This window comes from Mucilaginibacter lappiensis (assembly GCF_050433765.1).
GTDB classification, from domain to species: Bacteria; Bacteroidota; Bacteroidia; order Sphingobacteriales; family Sphingobacteriaceae; genus Mucilaginibacter; species Mucilaginibacter lappiensis_A.
In genome coordinates this window covers 801,185-819,706 of the sequence record NZ_JBNPWP010000001.1, presented here as the reverse complement: position 1 = coordinate 819,706, position 18,522 = coordinate 801,185, and the positions used below count along the sequence as shown (strand labels likewise).

The following is an 18,522-nucleotide window of genomic DNA, read 5'->3' as shown; positions in this document are numbered from 1 at the left end:
GGTTATTATGGTTGTTAATAGCAATACTAAGTAACAATTATGATAATTTAGTACCTCTTAACTTTCAATATATATTGTTACTATAATTTTACTGTTTAGAAGATAGAACGTATGATCAAAAAAAGCCTGGCAATAAGCACTTTTATAACTTTTATAGTGGTACTATTTATATCACTTACAGCCTGCCATACCGTGAACAGCAGTAAGCAGCCTGATGAAAATGAACAGGCCAACATGCACAGTGCTTATGATGATAGTACGCTTAACCGAACTATTTTGCCTGTTTTAATGCCGTACAACCGTATAATTGACCCTGCAGGGAGGGTTATATCTTTTGGTGATGCTGGCGATGAGAACCATAGCATGGATGTAAGATTGATACCTGGCAGCAAACTCATAGCTGTTGAGGATAGGTATGGCATTACTTTAATTGATACGGTACAAAGTAAAGTGATCACCCGCTGGACTTATAAACAGGATTCCCGGTACAGGGGCCTGACAAGTACTTATTCTGGTTTAAAAGTTTTAAAGGCTGGTGATCAAACCCAAATATTCTGGAGCGCGGCAGTTGGTAAAGGCAAGGATTCAAAATCATATGTTTTCCAGGCAATTTGGGATGGCGAAAAGATCAGCATTAAAAATACGTTTGCTTTTAAGGCCGAAGGGGAATCGCCGCTGGCATTACCTAATGACCTGGCTATAAATAATGAAAGCGGAATCAATTTTCTTTATGTGGTTTTAAACGGTAATAATCAGTTAGTTAAAATTGATCTTTCAACCAATAAAGTAGTTTGGACAAAATCTACTGGTGTTGCACCTTATGGCATTGTAATAGCCAAAAATAAAGCTTTCATAACAAATTGGGCCGGTCCGCAAGCTGTTGATACGGTGAACAGGGAAACAGCGGGTGTACCATACGGCAAAGCATATATCGATCCTAAAACCGGTGCCACGGCCAGGGGCACGGTCATGGTAATGAGTTTGGAAAGGGGGGAGGTAATAAAGGAAATACCGGTAGGCCTGCATCCCAATGCTATCATTAGTAGTGCCGACGAAGCTTTTGTTTATGTTGCCAACGGCAACAGTGATATGGTATCGGTTATATCAACAGGCTCACTCCAAAATATTGATGCCATTGATGTAAAATTAAATCCGGGCAAAAAAAGTTATATAGGTGATACCCCCAATGCCCTGGCCATTAACACAGATGGAACAATCTTATATGTTGCCAACGGGCTTGATAATGCAGTAGCGGTGGTTAAGCTCGGCTCAAAAACTGCCACCAAAGGCACTGGCAATAATGCCGTAAAAGGTTTCATACCAACCGAAGCTTATCCGGGTGGGCTTGCTGTTGATGGTAATACCCTGTTTGTAACCAACCTTGAGGGCGAAGGTTCACGCATAAACAGCAAGGAAATTGGTAAAGCCGGATTGGGAGGAGAGGTAGCTGAAGGGAGCCCTAAAGCTTATAACTCGCATCATCAAAAAGCAACAGTGTCTATTATTTCAATTCCTGACGATGCATTATTAAAACAGTACACCCAAAAGGTGCAGGATCTTAACCTGAGTTTCAGGCAGCAAATTGCTCAGTTATTACCCCGTAAAAATGTACCGGCGCGTCCTATGCCTGAGCGTATTGGCGAACCATCGGTATTTAACCACGTACTTTATATCATAAAAGAGAACCGTACTTATGACCAGGTTTTGGGCGATATGCCCGAAGGTAACGGCGCTAAATCATTGTGTATTTATGGGGATAGCGTTACACCTAACCAGCATAACCTCGCCCGTAATTTTTTACTGCTTGATAATTATTATGCATCCGGAAAATGTTCGGCCGAGGGCCACCAATGGACAGATGCCGCTATGGTAACCGATTATGTTGAAAAGAGTGTAAGATCATGGTTCCGCAGTTATCCGCATGTTCAGGAGGATGCGCTGGTTTATGATGGCAACGGTTTTATATGGAACAACGCTGCCGACCATGGCAAAACAGTAAGGATATATGGCGAGGCTTGTGCCGTTCACTTTGATAACAAACTTAGCTGGACAGATATTTACAATAACTATAACGCAGGTAAACCTTTTGTATTTAATAATACCAGCACCATATCGCGTGTAAGGCCAATGCTATCACAAAACTATCCTGGTTCTGATGAGCACAAGATCAATGAGCAATTACGCGCAACCGCTTTTATAAAAGAATTAAATGAGTATGAGAAAAAGCCTGGTGATCAGTTACCCCAATTGATGATCATGGCCCTTTCTGCCGATCATACCGTAGGAACCAGGCCAGGTTTCCCAACCCCCGATGCTATGGTAGCCGATAATGACCTGGCGCTTGGTCGTATTGTTGAAGCGGTATCCAAAAGTCGTTTCTGGAAAAATACCGTGATCTTTGTTACCGAGGATGATTCGCAGGCAGGCTGGGATCATGTTTCTGCATATCGTACTACCGGTTTTGTAATAAGCCCTTATAGCAGGCTGCAAAGCAAAGTGAGTAAAAATTATAATCAAACTTGTATAGTCCGTTCAATTGAGCAGATATTAGGGTTGCCGCCAATGAACATCATTGATGCAACAGCATTACCTATGTTTGATTGTTTTACCAGCAAACCATCTGATTATACCTATCAAAGCTTGAAAAACCGTATTCCTTTAAATAAGGTTAGTCCACCGTTATCATCACTTAAAGGAGCAAGCCTTCATTATGCAAAGTTGTCTTCAAGACCCGAGTATGACCATATTGATGGGGGTAATGATGATGTTATGAACCGGATATTATGGTTTGCAGCCAAAGGTAAAAAAGCTTATCCGGCTAAACTTGCAGGTAAAGATACAGACGACGATGATGATTAATTGTAAAACAGGCAGGTAGAAATTAAGACTATCCTGCCTGTTTTTACAATATTATAGGTTCATGCCACCAGATACTTCAATACGTTGTGCATTGACCCATCTGGCTTCTTCTGTACATAAAAATGCTACCACACCACCAATATCGTCAGGTAATCCTACACGACCTAAAGCGGTAAGGCTAGCAATTTGCTTATTAATCTGTTCGTTATCACGAACCATCCCACCGCTAAAATCAGTTTCAATAGCACCTGGGGCCACCACATTTGCTGTGATCCTACGAGAACCAAGTTCTTTTGCCTGGTATCTGGTTAAGGTTTCAACGGCACTTTTCATTGCCCCATAAGCTGATGAACCGGGTATACTGAAGCGGGCCAACCCAGATGATATATTAATGATACGGCCACCATCATTAATAAGCGCTAAAGCTTTTTGAGTTAAAAAATAAACACCCTTAAAATGAATGTTAAACACCAGATCAAAGTCTTCTTCACTTGTTTCCGCAAATGATGAGTGCAAGCCAATTCCTGCATTGTTCACCAAAAAGTCAAAATGATCTGTATTAAAAGTATCTTTCAATGTTGTGGTTAGCTGGCCAAAAAAAGCGTCAAAGCTTTTAACGTCGCCTGTATTTAGTTGTAAAGCAACAGCTTTTTGACCCAGTTGTTCAATTTGTGCCACTACAGCAAGTGCTTCATCTTTTTGGCTGTTGTAGGTTAGTATTACATCAAATCCTTTTTTTGCAATGCTTAAAGCCATGTTTTTGCCTAAACCACGGCTACCACCTGTAATCAGAGCTATTTTTTTTGTTTGTGTCATGTTATTTTTGTTTTAGATAATTATTTAATTTGATGACACAAAGATAGGACGCTAAACAGGCGGGTTGTTTGCAAGTATCAATCTGATATTTGCAAAATTCAAATAGAAGCATTACATCCTGAAGGTAATTGGCGAAAATGAGGTTTGTTTTCTGAAAAAGTTAGAAAAATGGGCTACCTGCTCAAAACCAAGACAATAACTGATCTCCGAAATATTCCAGTCGGTTTGTTTTAGCAAGATCTTCGCCTCCTGTATAATCCTGCTGGTAATAATATCAGTGGTGGTTTGCCCGATATTCTCTTTTAATACTTTATTCAAATGGTTTACATGAACAGCCAGGCGGTCGGCGTAATCTTTAGCGGTACGCAGGCTGAGTTTTTGATGAACAGATTCAATAGGGAACTGCCGTTCCAATAGTTCAATAAATAAAGAAGAAACACGTGCCGAGGCAGTATGTAATGGATACAGAGCGGTTGCCGGTTGCAGCTTTTGACCGTAGTGAATCAGTTCAAGAACGTAGTTACGCAGCAGGTCATATTTATATGCATAATCTGACGATAGCTCCTTGTACATCTTTTTGAAAATAAAGGTGATATCTTCGGCTGCCTCGTCTGTAAGCTGGAAAATAGGGTATCCCCGGGGCTGAAAAATAGGCAGATCGTCAAGTACAACGCCGCTTTTATGCTGGATCAAAAAATCGCTGGTGAAAATGCAGAAATAGCCAGACTGGTCTTCATCCTGGGGCACATAGTGGTAGGGGATCTTAGGCGTTGCAAATAATAACGCGTTTTTTTCAATATCGATCACCTTATCTGCATATTCGGCCCGGTTATGGCCGCTTATCATGCTAATTTTATAATAAGCCCGCCGGTTATAAGGCATGATCCCCTTCTTCCGTGTTTGGGCCATCATCTCATCTATCTTAAACACATTAAAATGCCCTATGTCCTTGTTAATGCCTTCAGGAAGCAATAAGGAGGTTTGCTTATAAAATTCCTCGAGCGTGGTAATATCAGGTGCCATGTTTGCAAAATTCAAATGTTATACAAATATAAGCAACTTCATAAACAGGTAAAAAATATAATATTCCACGGCTTAATTAAAGGTTTTGAGCCTTTTTGAAGCATTGACGCAGAATACTGTACTATTTATGTGTTATGTAGTAATAATTTTACACTTTTGCTTATCAAAAACATTTTCAATTAATTTAAACTGTTGTTAAAAAAAAATGCCGGCCATTGTGAGTACACAGGAGCGTATTCGTCGTATTCAGGTTAACGGGGATGAGGCTGCATTTAATGAGCTGTATGAATTGCACGCGGCCAAGTTGTACAAATTTGCCTATTCGTTCCTGGGCGAGAGAGAAGCAGCCCAGGAGATTGTAAATGATGTTTTTTTAAAGATATGGATAGGACGTGGAAGTCTTGACAATATTAAAAACCTACAGGTTTATTTATATGTGCTAATAAAAAATGCCTGCCTGAATCATTTACGAAGTATTTCATCAAAAAAAATAAAAGAACTGAAACTTACAGAAACGTATTATTTTCAATTATCTGTTGATCCCTCACAATTGCTGATCAGTAAGGAATTACAAACTAAAGTTTTAAAAGCAGTTAACGGATTACCTGCCCGTTGCAAACTCATATTTAAAATGGTAAAAGAGGACGACCTGTCCTGCAATGAAGTTGCAGCCATACTGGGGCTTTCAAATAAAACCGTTTTTGCCCAATTGTCCATCGCCCTTAAAAAATTGGATGATGCGCTTGGCGGCAAATAAGTGTAAATTACCTCCTGAAAACCCACTCAATTAAAACCCTCAAAAAAAAGTTTTATTTTCTTTAGGAAAAACCACCCGGTACTGTGTCCTTACTTCAGAATCTAAAATTATTATGGGCAAATCCAGGTTTATTGAGTTAATGGCTAAAAGTATGGGTAAAACAGCCACAGCAAATGAGTTAACCGAGCTTGAAGTTTTTCTTGAAAAATTTCCTGAATATAAAAGAATGCACCAGGTTACCGATGCTTTAAAAGGTGATGCAGGGCAACCCGATGTAGTTAAACCAAAAGACCTCCGTAAAAAGCTTGAAGAGCTTTGGGATAAAATAAAAAGTTCAAATGAAGGCTCAATAGCTCTTAATGAAACAAACAGGATAAAACCCTTGTTTAACTGGCGATGGGCTGCAGCAGCTATCCTTATACTTGGCATAGCCGGAGGGGTATTTTATAGCGTTAAATCGGGGTATAGTGACCAAAGTGCGAATTTGGTAGTGCATGAAGTTCATGTACCATACGGAACTACCAAAAAGCTGGTAATGCCTGATGGTACAAAAGTGATGCTAAACGCCGGCAGTACATTTACTTATCCCGAAACATTTTCAAAAAGCACCCGGGATGTAAACCTTAATGGTGAGGGCTTTTTTGAAGTAACCCACAATGCTAAAAAGCCATTCCTGGTTCATACCAGTAAACTAACCATAAAAGTACTTGGAACGGTATTTAATGTTAAAGCTTATAATAACGATAAGACAACTGAAACAACCCTGCTAAAAGGTAAAGTACAGGTTGACCTAAAAAACAACCCCGAAAAAACAATTATATTATTACCTAACGAAAAGTTAATGGTGACAAATAACCCGCCTCAAAAGCAAGTTACAAAGGCTGGTAATATTAATGTTGGCAAAATTGAATACCAGGTAACCACATTACCAATGGTTAAGCCTACAGAGATCAAAGAAACAGCATGGCTTGATAACAGGATATTGTTTACCAACGAAATGTTTGAAGATGTGGCAAAGCAAATAGAACGCAAATACAACGTACAGATAGTATTTGAAGATTCTGCACTTAAAACCGAACAAATAAGTGGTTTGCTTGATAAGGAATCACTGAAAAATGCTATGCAAATTATTGAAATGACAACCCCATTCAAATTCAGAATGGATGGAAAGGTTGTTTACCTGGCACAAAAATAAAACAACATAAAACTAATTTAATTAACCCCTTAAACTAACTGCGTATGACATTGAAACAATACTTATCAGATTCCTGAAAATTCGAAATAAACAAGGGAAGAGCTGGCACTCCTCCCTGTAAAAACAAATAGGATTTATTAACAAGAGTAAGGTGTTGTAACACAGTGCTTACTCTATCCATTAATTTTCAAAACAAATGTAATGAAAAAAACAAGAAGGGCATTTCCGCTTCAGGGAACCCCCGTATGTCTAAAATTTATTTTGCTAATGAAAGCAGTTTTTTTTCTAATTCTGGTTACATGCATGCAAGTTTCGGCAACAGTGTATTCTCAGCAGAAATTTACACTCAGCATTAAGCAAACCGAAGTGAGCAGTATATTGACCAAAATTCAAAAACAAAGTGATTATCGGTTCTTTTACAACTATGCATCCATTAAAAAATTGGGTAAAGTTGACCTGAACGTAAAAGATGCAACGATTGATCAGATATTGAATTCCATTATTGACAATAAGCTATCCTATAAAATGGCTGATGATAATGTGGTTATTATCTCAAACCAGGACGATGCCGATAAGCAGGTTATTATTAAAGGAAAAGTTGTTGATAAAACAGGCGAGCCTTTAATTGGTGTAAGCATAAAACTGCAAGGCACAAATGTTGGTGTTACATCGGATATCAATGGTAATTTCAGCATAAACGCCCCTGACAATGGCGTACTGGAGTTAACCTACATCGGGTATGCCAAAAAAATAGTCCCCATAAGCGGTAACCAAACTTTAACCATTACTATGGAGGCCCTGCCATCTGCATTAAATGAGGTGGTAGTGGTAGGTTACGGTACCAGTAAAAAAGTTGACCTTACCGGATCGGTAGCAAGCGTTAAAGGGGCCGATTTGCAAAATCAGCCTGTAAGTAGCGCGGCACAAGCCTTAACCGGACGTGCGAGCGGTGTAAACATTGTACGTAACGATGGCTCACCAGGCACTGCCCCAAGTATCCGCATCAGAGGAACAGGTACCCTTAATGATGCCAATCCGCTTGTGGTTATTGATGGTGTACCCACAAGTAACCCCGATGCTTTAAGTGATATTAACCCTAATGATATTGCTTCGGTTGATATTTTGAAAGATGCTTCTGCAAGTGCTATTTATGGTACAAGAGCAGCAAATGGCGTGGTTTTGGTAACAACCAAAAAAGGTACCTATAACCAAAAGCTGGGTACTACGGTTAACTTTTACAATGGTTTTTCAAACTCAACAAAATATATAAAATTACTTACGGCGCCTCAATTATATGATCTTAAAAGAGAGCGTTATGCCAATGATGGAGCTGATATTGGTGAACCATGGAATGATAGTTATTACGCTACGCAAAGAACCGACTGGCAGCGTGCCATAATGGGAACAGGCCATGTAACTAATGGCGATGTTAACATACAGGGAGGTAATGATGTATCTAATTATTATTTTTCTACTTCCATTTATAATGAAAAAGGCATCATTGATAAAAGCGACTTTAAGCGCTACAGCCTCAGGATCAACTCTGAGCACAAAGTAAAGCCCTGGTTTAAACTGGGCGAAAATGTGCAGTTAACTTATGCTGATAATAACGGCTTTGATACCCAAAGTTCACAAACCGGGCTTGTTTTCTCGGCATTACGCTTTAACCCGGCTATACCTTTGGTAAACCCTGATGGTACGTTTGGTACCTCAAAAGCGTTTGCAAATCAGCTTGGCGATATCAATAGCCCTTATGCTACAATACAGGAAACTGATCGTTACACCAAAAAATACCGTGCATTAATTAACGCTTTTGCCGAGATCTCGTTTTTAAAGGAACTAAAACTTAGGGTTAATTATGCTTTTGATGGTACCATTAATCGCGGTTATAATTTTGGTATAGCCGATGTAAACCAGGCGCGTCAAAATCCAACATCTACCTTAACTCAAACCGAAGGTGAATTATCATCACAATTGCTTGAGTCATTTTTGACATATGATAAAACCTTTGGCAAACATCATTTGACATTAACCGGTGGTTTCTCCTATCAAAACTTTAAAGAATATGGTTTTAACGCATCAAGATCAGGTTATGATGATACCGATGTAGATCAGCGTTTTCTTAATAACGGAACACAGCAGTTCAATTCCAATGTTATACCTGATCTGTACGCACTTGAATCTGGTTTCGGACGTGCTTTTTATGATTATGACGGTCGGTTCCTGGCTACTGTAACTTTCCGTGCAGATGGTTCCTCAAAATTTGCCACTGGAAAAAAATGGGGTTATTTCCCAGCTTTTTCATTAGGTTGGCGGTTATCAAACGAGCAATTTATCAAAAACATCACTTGGATCAGCAACCTGAAACTGACAGGTGGCTGGGGCGAACTGGGTAACCAGAATGTTGATCCTTTTCAATACGTAAATATCATACAGATAAATAACACCTACGGCAATGGTGGCTATGCTTTTGGCGGCAATGGTGTAAGTGGTTCGGCTATTACAAGAATAGCCAATCCTGATATTACCTGGGAACGGGCATCAATGGCCAATGTAAGTTTAGAGGCTGGTTTTTTAAATAATCAGTTAAATACAACCATAACCTATTTTAATAAAAACACTAAAGATATGCTTATACCCCCACCCGTAGTGGGTACAACGGGGTTGGTTACTATTCCCGATCAGAATATTGGCACCATGAATAATAAAGGTATTGAAGCTGAAGTAAACTACCAGGGTGGCGATAAGGTGAAATTTTCGGTTGGAGCAAACGCATCGTTTATTAAAAACAGGGTTACGCAGCTTAACGGACCTGGCACTTTCATAGGTTCTGTAGTTTATGGTCGTTCGAGCCAGGAGATATCCAGAACATACCAGGGTCAGCCAATCGCATCGTTCTACGGGTGGAAAACCAATGGCTTATACCAAACCCAGGCCGATGTTGACAATGATCCCGCTTTGAAAAACGATCCGCGCAAAGGCAATATCAAACCTGGCGACGTACGTTTCCTTGATTTGGACGGCAATGGTTTAATTGATGGTAATGACCGCACTAACCTGGGCAATCCTAACCCCAATGTTACAGCAGGTTTACAGGGTAGCGTATCCTATAAAGGTTTTGATCTTTCGGCAAACTTTACCGGTGTATTTGGTGTAAGCTTGTACAATGCCGACAGGATGCAGGGTATTGACCCAACCTATCCGTTTAATTTGTACGCCGAGACCTTAGGTCGCTGGACAGGGCCGGGTACCAGTAACACCATTCCAAGGATGACGCTTGACCGCGCGAATGACAACTACCGTACTTCTGATCTGTTTGTTGAAAGCGGTAACTATTTCAGCCTTCGGAATGTAACCATTGGTTATACCTTGCCGTCACTTTGGACACAAAAAGCAGCGTTAAGCAGTGTAAGGATATATGCTTCAGGTCAAAATATGTTTTTCATAACCAACTACAAAGGCTATACACCTGAGTTGGGTTACACAGATGGTAACAGACAAAGAGGTGTAGATGTGGCTCAGTATCCTTCTGTACGCACAATAACTTTTGGTATAACAGCAAAACTATAACGCCATGAAATCGAAAAAAATATTATATATAGCAGCCCTGGCATTATTATCGGCCACTGGTTGTAAAAAAGCGCTTGATCTGCAACAAAAGGGCGTTTACAATACAGATAATTATTTCAGGAACCAGGCCGATGCCGTAAATGCCATAACTGGTATATACAGCTTGCTGGAAGGTGAGGATTACATTGCTCACGCCGAAACAACTTTTGACGTGGCATCTGATGATTACTGGCGTTCTGGCGACCATAGTGAAGATGAAGCTATTGAGAACTTAACCTATGACGCATCAAACGCGCAGGTTAATTACAGCTGGAGATGGAAATATGAAACAGTGAATCGGTCGACAAATTGTATTCTTAATATTCCAAAAATTACACAGATTGATGCAGCTATTAAAACACGCAGCATGGGTGAAGCTTATTTTTTCAGAGCTTTTGGCTACTGGCGCCTAATGGTAATTTATGGCGATGTGCCTATCATTACCGAGGATGATTATTCCAAACAAAATTTCAACGTGCCTAAATCGCCTATTGAGGAAGTACGTAAGCAAATAGAATCAGACTTGAAACAGGCTGTAAGCATGCTTCCTGAAAGCTATGGCCCGGCAGATCGTGGCCGTGTAAGCAAAGGTACTGCCCTTGGGTTTTTAACCAAGTTGTATATGTATTGGGAGAAATTTCCTGAAGCAATTGCTACAGGAAACCAGGTAATATCCAATGCTAATTATGCGCTGGCTGCCAATTATCAGGATAACTTTACCCGTGCCAATGAAAGCAGCAAGGAAATATTATTGTCTATACAGGCAATACAAAATGTAATAATGAACGATTTTACCGTGTATTATATCCCGAGGCCGTGGGGTGGTTATGGTTTTAGCCAACCTTTGCAGGGGCTTGCTAATGAGTTTGAAGCTAATGATTCCAGGAAAAAAGCTACTTTATTAGCTGTTGGCGACACCATTGATATTGGTTTGGCCACCACCCGTACCAGTGTATTTACAGCCGATCTTTCGGCAACCGGGTTTGCCTTCCGTAAATATGCTGTATTTAATCCACCAAATGGTGATCAGGATGGTGGTGTTGATCATACCTTCGCGGTGCCTTTAATGCGCTCAGCCGATATTTACCTTCTGGTTGCCGAAGCGCTGATCCGCACTAAAGGTGCTGGTGCAGGCGATGCTTTAATTAACCAGATCAGGCATAGGGCTTCACCTTTATTGAAACCTGTTGCGGGCGCGGGCATGAAGGAGCTGATTCACGAGCGTCGTATGGAACTTGCAGGTGAAGGTGAGCGTCACCAGGATCTGATGCGTTGGGATAAAGATAAGATTGTTGATATCGCAGCCATCTATAACTCACCTGTATCCAAAGCGCCGATAGACAAGAATAAAAACGTTGTTTTCGTTCGCCCAAAACATTATTATTACCCAATTCCACAGGTTGAAATTGACAAGAGTAAAGGTGTTTTAAAACAAAACCCTAACTTTTAAAGGATGGTGAAATAAATTGCCGGCAATCAGGATAAAAATTTCTTTTCGAGGAATGATTTGTTCTGGTTGCCGGCGTTTTGTACTCAGCGTTTACTGGGATCTTTCAAAAGACTAAAAAATTGTCATTTCGAACGATAGTGAGAAATCTTATACAATTTGTAATGTTCACTTTGCATATCTCATAAGATTTCTCCTCGTTCCTCGTTCGAAATGACAATACTATTTTATATTCAATAACAGACACATTACTACTGATAGATGAGAAAGATTTTACTTGTATTTATTGTTATTGCATTTGCCATCAAAGCCAGTGCCCAGGTTGATCAGAAGGCTTCAATTGCTTTTATTGAGCGCATTATTCCGGGTAAAAGTGGTTTGTTTATTGTTGAGGCTATCCAACCACAAAATGGGAAAGATGTTTTTGAACTGGATAGCAGGGATGGTAAAATAGTTTTGCGGGGTAATAATGGCCTGTCAATAGCATCGGCATTAAATTATTACCTTAAAAACTATTGCTTTTGCGATATCGGCTGGAACGGCACCAACCTTAACTTACCGGCAACTTTGCCGATGATCAAAAGCTTGGTACATAAAACCACACCTTATCAATACCGCTATTATTTAAACTATTGCACCTATAACTACTCCATGGCCTGGTGGGATTGGGAGCGCTGGCAAAAAGAAATTGACTGGATGGCTTTAAACGGTATTAATCTGCCATTAGCAATAACAGGAGAAGAAGCTGTTTGGCAAAATGTTTATAAAAGCATGGGTTTTACTGATAAACAACTCGATGAGTTTTTTAGCGGTCCGGCTTATTTTGCCTGGTTTTGGATGGGTAACATTGATGCCTGGGGTGGCCCACTGCCGCAGCATTGGATGGACTCACACAAAGAGTTACAAAAAAAGATCCTGGAGCGTGAACGCTCATTCGGTATGAAACCTGTATTGTCCTCATTTACAGGTCACGTGCCGCCATCATTTAAAGATAAATTTCCTGGTGCAAAAGTAAAAAAGACCAACTGGGATGCCGGTTTCCCCGATGTATATATCCTTGACCCTGACGATCCGATGTTTGAAACCATCGGTAAAAAATATATAGAGGCACAAACCAAAGAGTTTGGTACAGACCACCTGTATTCTGCCGATACCTTTAACGAAAATGTACCACCAACAAACGACTCTACCTATCTGGATGGTATGAGTAAAAAGGTGTTCAACTCCATGGCTGCTGCCGATCCGAAAGCTATATGGGTAATGCAGGGCTGGATGTTTCATTATAACAACAAATTCTGGCAGCCGCAGCAGATCAAGGCCCTGTTAAATGCAGTGCCCAACGAGCAAATGATCGTTTTAGATCTGTACAGCGATGCCCATCCCGTATGGAACCGCACCGAAGCCTATTATGGTAAACCCTGGATCTGGAGCATGTTGCAAAATTTTGGTGGCAACATAAGCCTGTTTGGCCGTATGCGTCACGTAGCTGCCGATCCAGCCATAGCCCTGCATGATCCCGAATCAAAAAATATGCGAGGCATAGGCATCACTCCTGAGGGTATCGAACAAAACCCGGCTTTGTTTGCATTGATGTTGGAGAATGTATGGAACGATACGCCAATTGATGTAGATAAATGGCTCGTGAACTACGCTCAAAGGCGTTATGGACAAAGCAACAGTCAGATTAATGAAGCATGGCATATTCTGCTGAATACCGTTTACTCCGGCGGTTTGACAGAGGGTGGGCAAGAATCAATTATTGTTGCAAGGCCAACGTTGAAAAAGACCATCGATAGGGTACTTACCAAACTGGATTATGATCCGGCACAATTGGTTAAAGCGTGGGGCATGTTTATAAATGCCTCTGATAGTCTGAAACAAAGCGATGGCTTTCAGTATGATTTGGTTGATATAACCCGCCAGGTACTGGCAAACTATGCAAGTCCGTTGCAGCAAAAAATGGCAAATGCTTACAAAAGCAAGGATAAGGAACACTTTAAGCTATACAGTACACAGTTTTTACAACTGATGGATGATATGGATGCTTTACTAAGCACACGTAAGGATTTTCTGCTGGGTAAATGGATCAATGAAGCAAGGGCTAACGGTATAACCAAAAAGGAAAAGAACCTGTATGAACTTAATGCCCGCGATCTGGTTACGCTTTGGGGCGATAAAGAAAGTGGCTTAAGCGAATATTCCAATCGCCAATGGGCCGGACTTATCAAAGGCTATTACAAACAGCGTTGGGTGTTATTTTTTAGCCAGTTAGATAAATCCTTGTCGGCAGGTACTGAATTTGATGGTAAAGCTTTTGATAAGCAGGTAAAGGATTGGGAATGGCAATGGGTAAACAAACATGATAATGCCTATCCCAATACTACCAGCGGGAACGCGGTTGACCTTTCAAAACAGTTATTTGAAAAGTATAACAATGTAATTCAGCAAGCCTATAATCAGCAGTAATGAACAGGCGTAATTATATTATTCTTTTAATTATCGCTTTAGCTGTTTGCAGTAACACAGTTTACAGCCAGGCAATTAATGACCATATATTCCCAGCTCAGGCATCAGCTAAGCCGTTTATTGATTTTGACAATAAAGGCTTTTTAATAAATGGTAAGCGCACTTTCCTGGCCTCTGCTGGTATGGAATATGCGAGGGTACCACATCAGTTATGGCATGACCGTTTGCTGCGTTTAAAACGCGCGGGTTTTAACTGTGTGGAGATATACACCCTGTGGAATTTCCATGAACCGCAGGAAGGCAAGTTCAACTTCACAGACGACCACGACCTGAACGCGTTTTTAACTATGGTTAAAGACTTAGGTATGTACGCCATTGTTCGTGTCGGACCCTACTATTGTGCCGAGTGGGATATGGGCGGTTATCCAATATGGTTAAAATTTAAACCAGGCTTAAGGGTAAGGGAAGACAACGAGGAATTTGAAAAATACGTCGACCGGTTTTTTGACAAGCTTCTACCTATTGTATGCAACCAACAGATCAACAAAGGCGGAGCGGTGATCATGGTTCAGCTGGAAAACGAACATAACAACGGCTGGGGAACTATAATACCCGATAATTACTTTAGACGTTTACAAAGTAAGGCCTTGGGTATGGGCATGCAGGTGCCATACTTTTTCAGCGGCCTTCACCATGCCAGCGACCCGGCGGGCGATGATATGCTGGATGATAGTACACGGCCCAACCCCTGGTTTTCAACCGAGTTTTGGAGCGTATGGTATTCTCAGTACGGAGCTAAGCCGACTGATTCGGCTGTGTATGACAGGCGCACCTGGAAAATAATAGCACATGGCGGCGGTGGGTACAATTACTACATGGCGCATGGCGGATCGAACTTTGCTTATACCAATAATGATGAAGACGCAGCCTCGTACGATTACGGAGCGGCTATCGGTCAGGCAGGTGATTTGCGCCCTATTTATTATGCCTTTAAACGGGCTGCTATATTTGCACGCAGCTTTCAGGATATATTAGAAAACAGTACTGATGCAACTGCATCGTATAAAAACATAACTGCTGATAAGGGGATAAAAGTAACCTCACGATCCAGCAATGTGGGTGATCTTGTCTTTCTGGATAATCCGGGCATAAATACGGTTAAAGCTACTATTAGGGTAGATGCCGCGATACCAGCATCAAACATAACAATAGCTCCCGGCGAGATATATCCGCTGGTACATAATTTTACCATTAGCAAAGCAATTACCCTTAATTGGGCACTTACACGTATTTACGGATTGGTAAAACAAGGGAATACTACCACCATTTTGGTTGAAACCACAAAGAGCAATCCTGCATCACTTTATTTTAAAGTAAGCGGGAAGCCAACGATAGTTAAAGGAGCACCGGGGTTTAGAATAACAAATGGCAACATCAGCCTTATAGCTCCCCAACATCAAACCGATAACCCTGCAGAATATACATTTGAAGTTTCCGGCCAGCGTGTCCGAATTTTGGTATCTGATGCACAGGGTATGGACAAAACCTGGATCACGGAAATACCCGGATCAAATGCTATTATCAGTGGAGCATCATACCTTGGAGAAGTTAAAGTGCAAAACAAACAGCTGCTGGCAAATGCCGAATATCCTTTGATGGCTAAAAAAGACGGTCAGATCAGGTTGTATTCAGATAAGAGCTTATTTGTATTATCTACTGTTTATCAGAATGATATAAATTCAAGCTCAACTATTAATTTATCTGCATGGCAAAACAAAAATGCTGCTGTTTATGCTTTACCTGGTTACGATGATAAAGATTGGTTCAGTTCAGCTAATCCTATGCAAATGGGAGCTGATGATAATATTACTGCCAATGCCTGGTATCGTACCAAATTAGATGTTCCATCCTCAGGTAAATACACCATGCAGGTTGACGGTGGTGACAGGGCTACAGCTTTTATTGATGGCAAGCAGGCTGTACGTTGGAAAATCCGTGATGGAGAGGTAACGTTCGATATAGAAAAAGGCAAACATACGCTGGCAGTATTTACCGCGCATGATGGTCGTGATAAACTGGCTGCGTATATGGGCGCAATTACCGACGTGGATAAAAAGGGTTTATCAGGCCAGGTGCAATTAAAAAAGGGTGGACCTTTTATCTCTACTACCACAAACTGGTATTTTATAAAGGCTGAAAGGGCAACGGATGTAAAAAATGCTATCCCGGCATTTGACACTGTTCAATGGAAAAAATACAAGATCGGCGATGATGTATTTAATAAGCAGGAGGGTTACGGCTGGTTTCAAACCATTATTCCTGTATCCGAAGGCAATCCTTCAAAGCTGATGATCAATTTCAGAAGCGTTGATGAAGATGCTACCGTATTTATTAATGGTAAACAGGTAGCACAGCACAAAGGCTGGAACTCGCCATTCGCGGTTGAGGTTAATGATGCGGAGATCCTCAAAAAGCCAATCACCCTTACTTTGTTTATCGAAAACCATTCGAATGAAGGCGGGATAGATCAGCCGGTAAAAATTAACAGTATTGGCGGTGGCATGGTATTATCCGGATGGAAAATGTTCGGCGGTCCGGGTGATTCCTATGCAACCTCGGGTTGGAATAAAATTTCACCCAAAATAACATTCTCCGGTCCGCAATTTTTCCGGTCGCAATTCACGGTGCCGGCGTCAAAAGGGAAACACCTGGTATGGCGTGTACATACTGATGGGTTGAGTTATGGCTCGGTATGGGTAAACGGTCATAACCTTGGTAGGTACCCCGAAAAAATTGGCAACATTGGCATGTATATACCGGAGTGCTGGTTAAAAACCGGCATAAATCAACTGGTGATCTATGACGAAAATGGTAAACGACCCGATGGGGTAAGCATCCGGTTGGAGAAAGAAGCAAGTAAGGTTAACTATAATATTAGGTCATTGCGAGGCACGAAGCAATTTCATTAGGATTGGGTTTAAAATAAAGCTGTCATGCTGGGCTTGTCGAATCATGGTAGGTAGGCCTTTACGCACGATCTCCTTCGACAAACTGGATGACTGCAGGAAATGAATTATAAAACGGTTGTCATTTCGAACGATAGTGAGAAATCTTATACGATTAGTAATGCTTAAGTTGCATATAGAATAAGATTTCTCCTCGTACCTCGTTCGAAATGACATCAGAATAAAAACTAATCAATATTACCAATAATGACGCTATCCAATAACAGATTTATAACGCTCGATATTTTCAGGGGGATGACGATATGCTTTATGATCATTGTGAATGCTCCCGGTTCTGGCGCGGTACAATGGGCGCCGCTTGATCATGCCGCCTGGTTTGGTTTTACACCTACCGATCTTGTTTTTCCATCCTTCCTGTTCGCGGTAGGGAACGCGCTTAGCTTTTCAAAAAATAAGTTTGAAACCAACGGAGCTTTTTTGCGCAAAATTGGTAAGCGCACGCTGATTATATTTTTATTAGGATACCTGATGTATTGGTTCCCGTTTTTTCACCGCGAAGCTGGGGGATGGGCGTTTAATCCGCTGGCCAATACCCGCATTATGGGCGTACTGCAACGTATCGCGCTTTGTTATTTCTTTGGATCGCTTATCGTTCATTATTGCTCCAAAAGAGCGGCACTTATAATTTCGGCGGCGCTTTTATTGGGTTACTGGGTGTTTCTGTTATTGTTTGGTGAGCCGGGCAAGGAGTTTACTATGCTGGGTAATGCGGGTACCCACCTGGATATTTTAATCATGGGTAATGCGCACCTGTACCATGATAAGGGCGGCCCAATCGCTTTTGACCCCGAAGGTTTGTTGAGCACCTTAACAGGTATTGTAAACGTAATTGGCGGCTATTTGGCCGGTGCCTATATACAGCGTAAAGGCCGGAATTATGAAACGGTAGCCAAATTATTAATAGTTGGAGCATTTTTAATTGGCGGAGCCTTGTTTTGGGGCCAGTTTTTTCCGATCGCGAAAAAACTATGGACAAGCTCGTTTACACTGCTCACAATAGGCATCGACCTGGTGATCATCGGTGTACTGATCTATGCTATCGAAATAAAGAACATTAAGCGGGGTACAAATTTTTTCCTGGTTTTTGGCAGGAACTCACTGGCCATATATCTATTATCAGAGTTATTATTCACTGTAATTTCAACTATCTGGGTAAAACCCAATTTAAGTTTTTACGACTGGATAAACCAGGTGTTTTACCAACCACTTTTTCCGGGAGCATTCGGTACACTGGTTTTTGCATTGTGTTATATGATGCTCTGCTGGTTTGTGGGCTACCTGATGGATAAAAGAAAGATCTATATCAAAATATAACCCTGTGCTT

Annotated in this window: 10 protein-coding genes; 8 read left to right on the top strand and 2 right to left on the bottom strand. The window is 41.0% G+C overall.

Annotated features, from left to right (window positions below):
* Nucleotides 1-111: 111 nt before the first annotated feature.
* A complete protein-coding gene (locus tag M2273_RS03400) occupies nucleotides 112-2,859 on the top strand; it encodes a bifunctional YncE family protein/alkaline phosphatase family protein (protein WP_429393002.1) in 2,748 nt (915 codons plus the stop codon).
* Between the two features lie 51 nt (nucleotides 2,860-2,910).
* On the opposite strand, the gene M2273_RS03395 is transcribed toward M2273_RS03400, so the two are convergent.
* Both M2273_RS03395 and M2273_RS03390 read right to left on the bottom strand, forming a co-directional pair.
* A complete protein-coding gene (locus M2273_RS03395; RefSeq protein ID WP_429393000.1) occupies nucleotides 2,911-3,675 on the bottom strand; it encodes an SDR family NAD(P)-dependent oxidoreductase in 765 nt (254 codons plus the stop codon).
* 111 nt (nucleotides 3,676-3,786) lie between these two features.
* The gene (locus tag M2273_RS03390) at nucleotides 3,787-4,698 is read right to left on the bottom strand and encodes a helix-turn-helix domain-containing protein (RefSeq protein WP_429392998.1); all 912 of its coding nucleotides are present in this window, start codon (nucleotides 4,696-4,698) and stop codon (nucleotides 3,787-3,789) included.
* Nucleotides 4,699-4,903: 205 nt separating this feature from the next.
* Here M2273_RS03390 and M2273_RS03385 point away from each other — a divergent pair, with 205 nt between their 5' ends.
* The 7 genes from M2273_RS03385 to M2273_RS03355 all read left to right on the top strand — a co-directional run bounded on the left by M2273_RS03385 (nucleotide 4,904) and on the right by M2273_RS03355 (nucleotide 18,512).
* Nucleotides 4,904-5,455 (top strand): RNA polymerase sigma factor, encoded by a 552-nt coding sequence (locus M2273_RS03385; protein ID WP_429392996.1) that lies wholly within the window; start codon nucleotides 4,904-4,906, stop codon nucleotides 5,453-5,455.
* Between the two features lie 112 nt (nucleotides 5,456-5,567).
* Nucleotides 5,568-6,650 (top strand): FecR family protein, encoded by a 1,083-nt coding sequence (locus M2273_RS03380; protein ID WP_429392993.1) that lies wholly within the window; start codon nucleotides 5,568-5,570, stop codon nucleotides 6,648-6,650.
* Between the two features lie 366 nt (nucleotides 6,651-7,016).
* Entirely contained in the window at nucleotides 7,017-10,220 is a 3,204-nt protein-coding gene (locus M2273_RS03375) for a TonB-dependent receptor (protein ID WP_429392991.1), read from the top strand.
* A 4-nt stretch (nucleotides 10,221-10,224) separates the two neighbouring features.
* Nucleotides 10,225-11,709: a RagB/SusD family nutrient uptake outer membrane protein gene (locus tag M2273_RS03370; protein WP_429392989.1), complete on the top strand. Its 1,485-nt coding sequence runs from the start codon at nucleotides 10,225-10,227 to the stop codon at nucleotides 11,707-11,709.
* 258 nt (nucleotides 11,710-11,967) lie between these two features.
* Nucleotides 11,968-14,172 (top strand): alpha-N-acetylglucosaminidase, encoded by a 2,205-nt coding sequence (locus M2273_RS03365; RefSeq protein ID WP_429392986.1) that lies wholly within the window; start codon nucleotides 11,968-11,970, stop codon nucleotides 14,170-14,172.
* A complete protein-coding gene (locus M2273_RS03360) occupies nucleotides 14,172-17,141 on the top strand; it encodes a beta-galactosidase (protein ID WP_429392984.1) in 2,970 nt (989 codons plus the stop codon). The genes M2273_RS03365 and M2273_RS03360 overlap by 1 nt, the downstream gene beginning before the upstream one ends.
* A gap of 243 nt (nucleotides 17,142-17,384) precedes the next feature.
* Nucleotides 17,385-18,512 (top strand): acyltransferase family protein, encoded by a 1,128-nt coding sequence (locus M2273_RS03355; protein WP_429392982.1) that lies wholly within the window; start codon nucleotides 17,385-17,387, stop codon nucleotides 18,510-18,512.
* The last annotated feature ends 10 nt before the right edge of the window (nucleotides 18,513-18,522 follow it).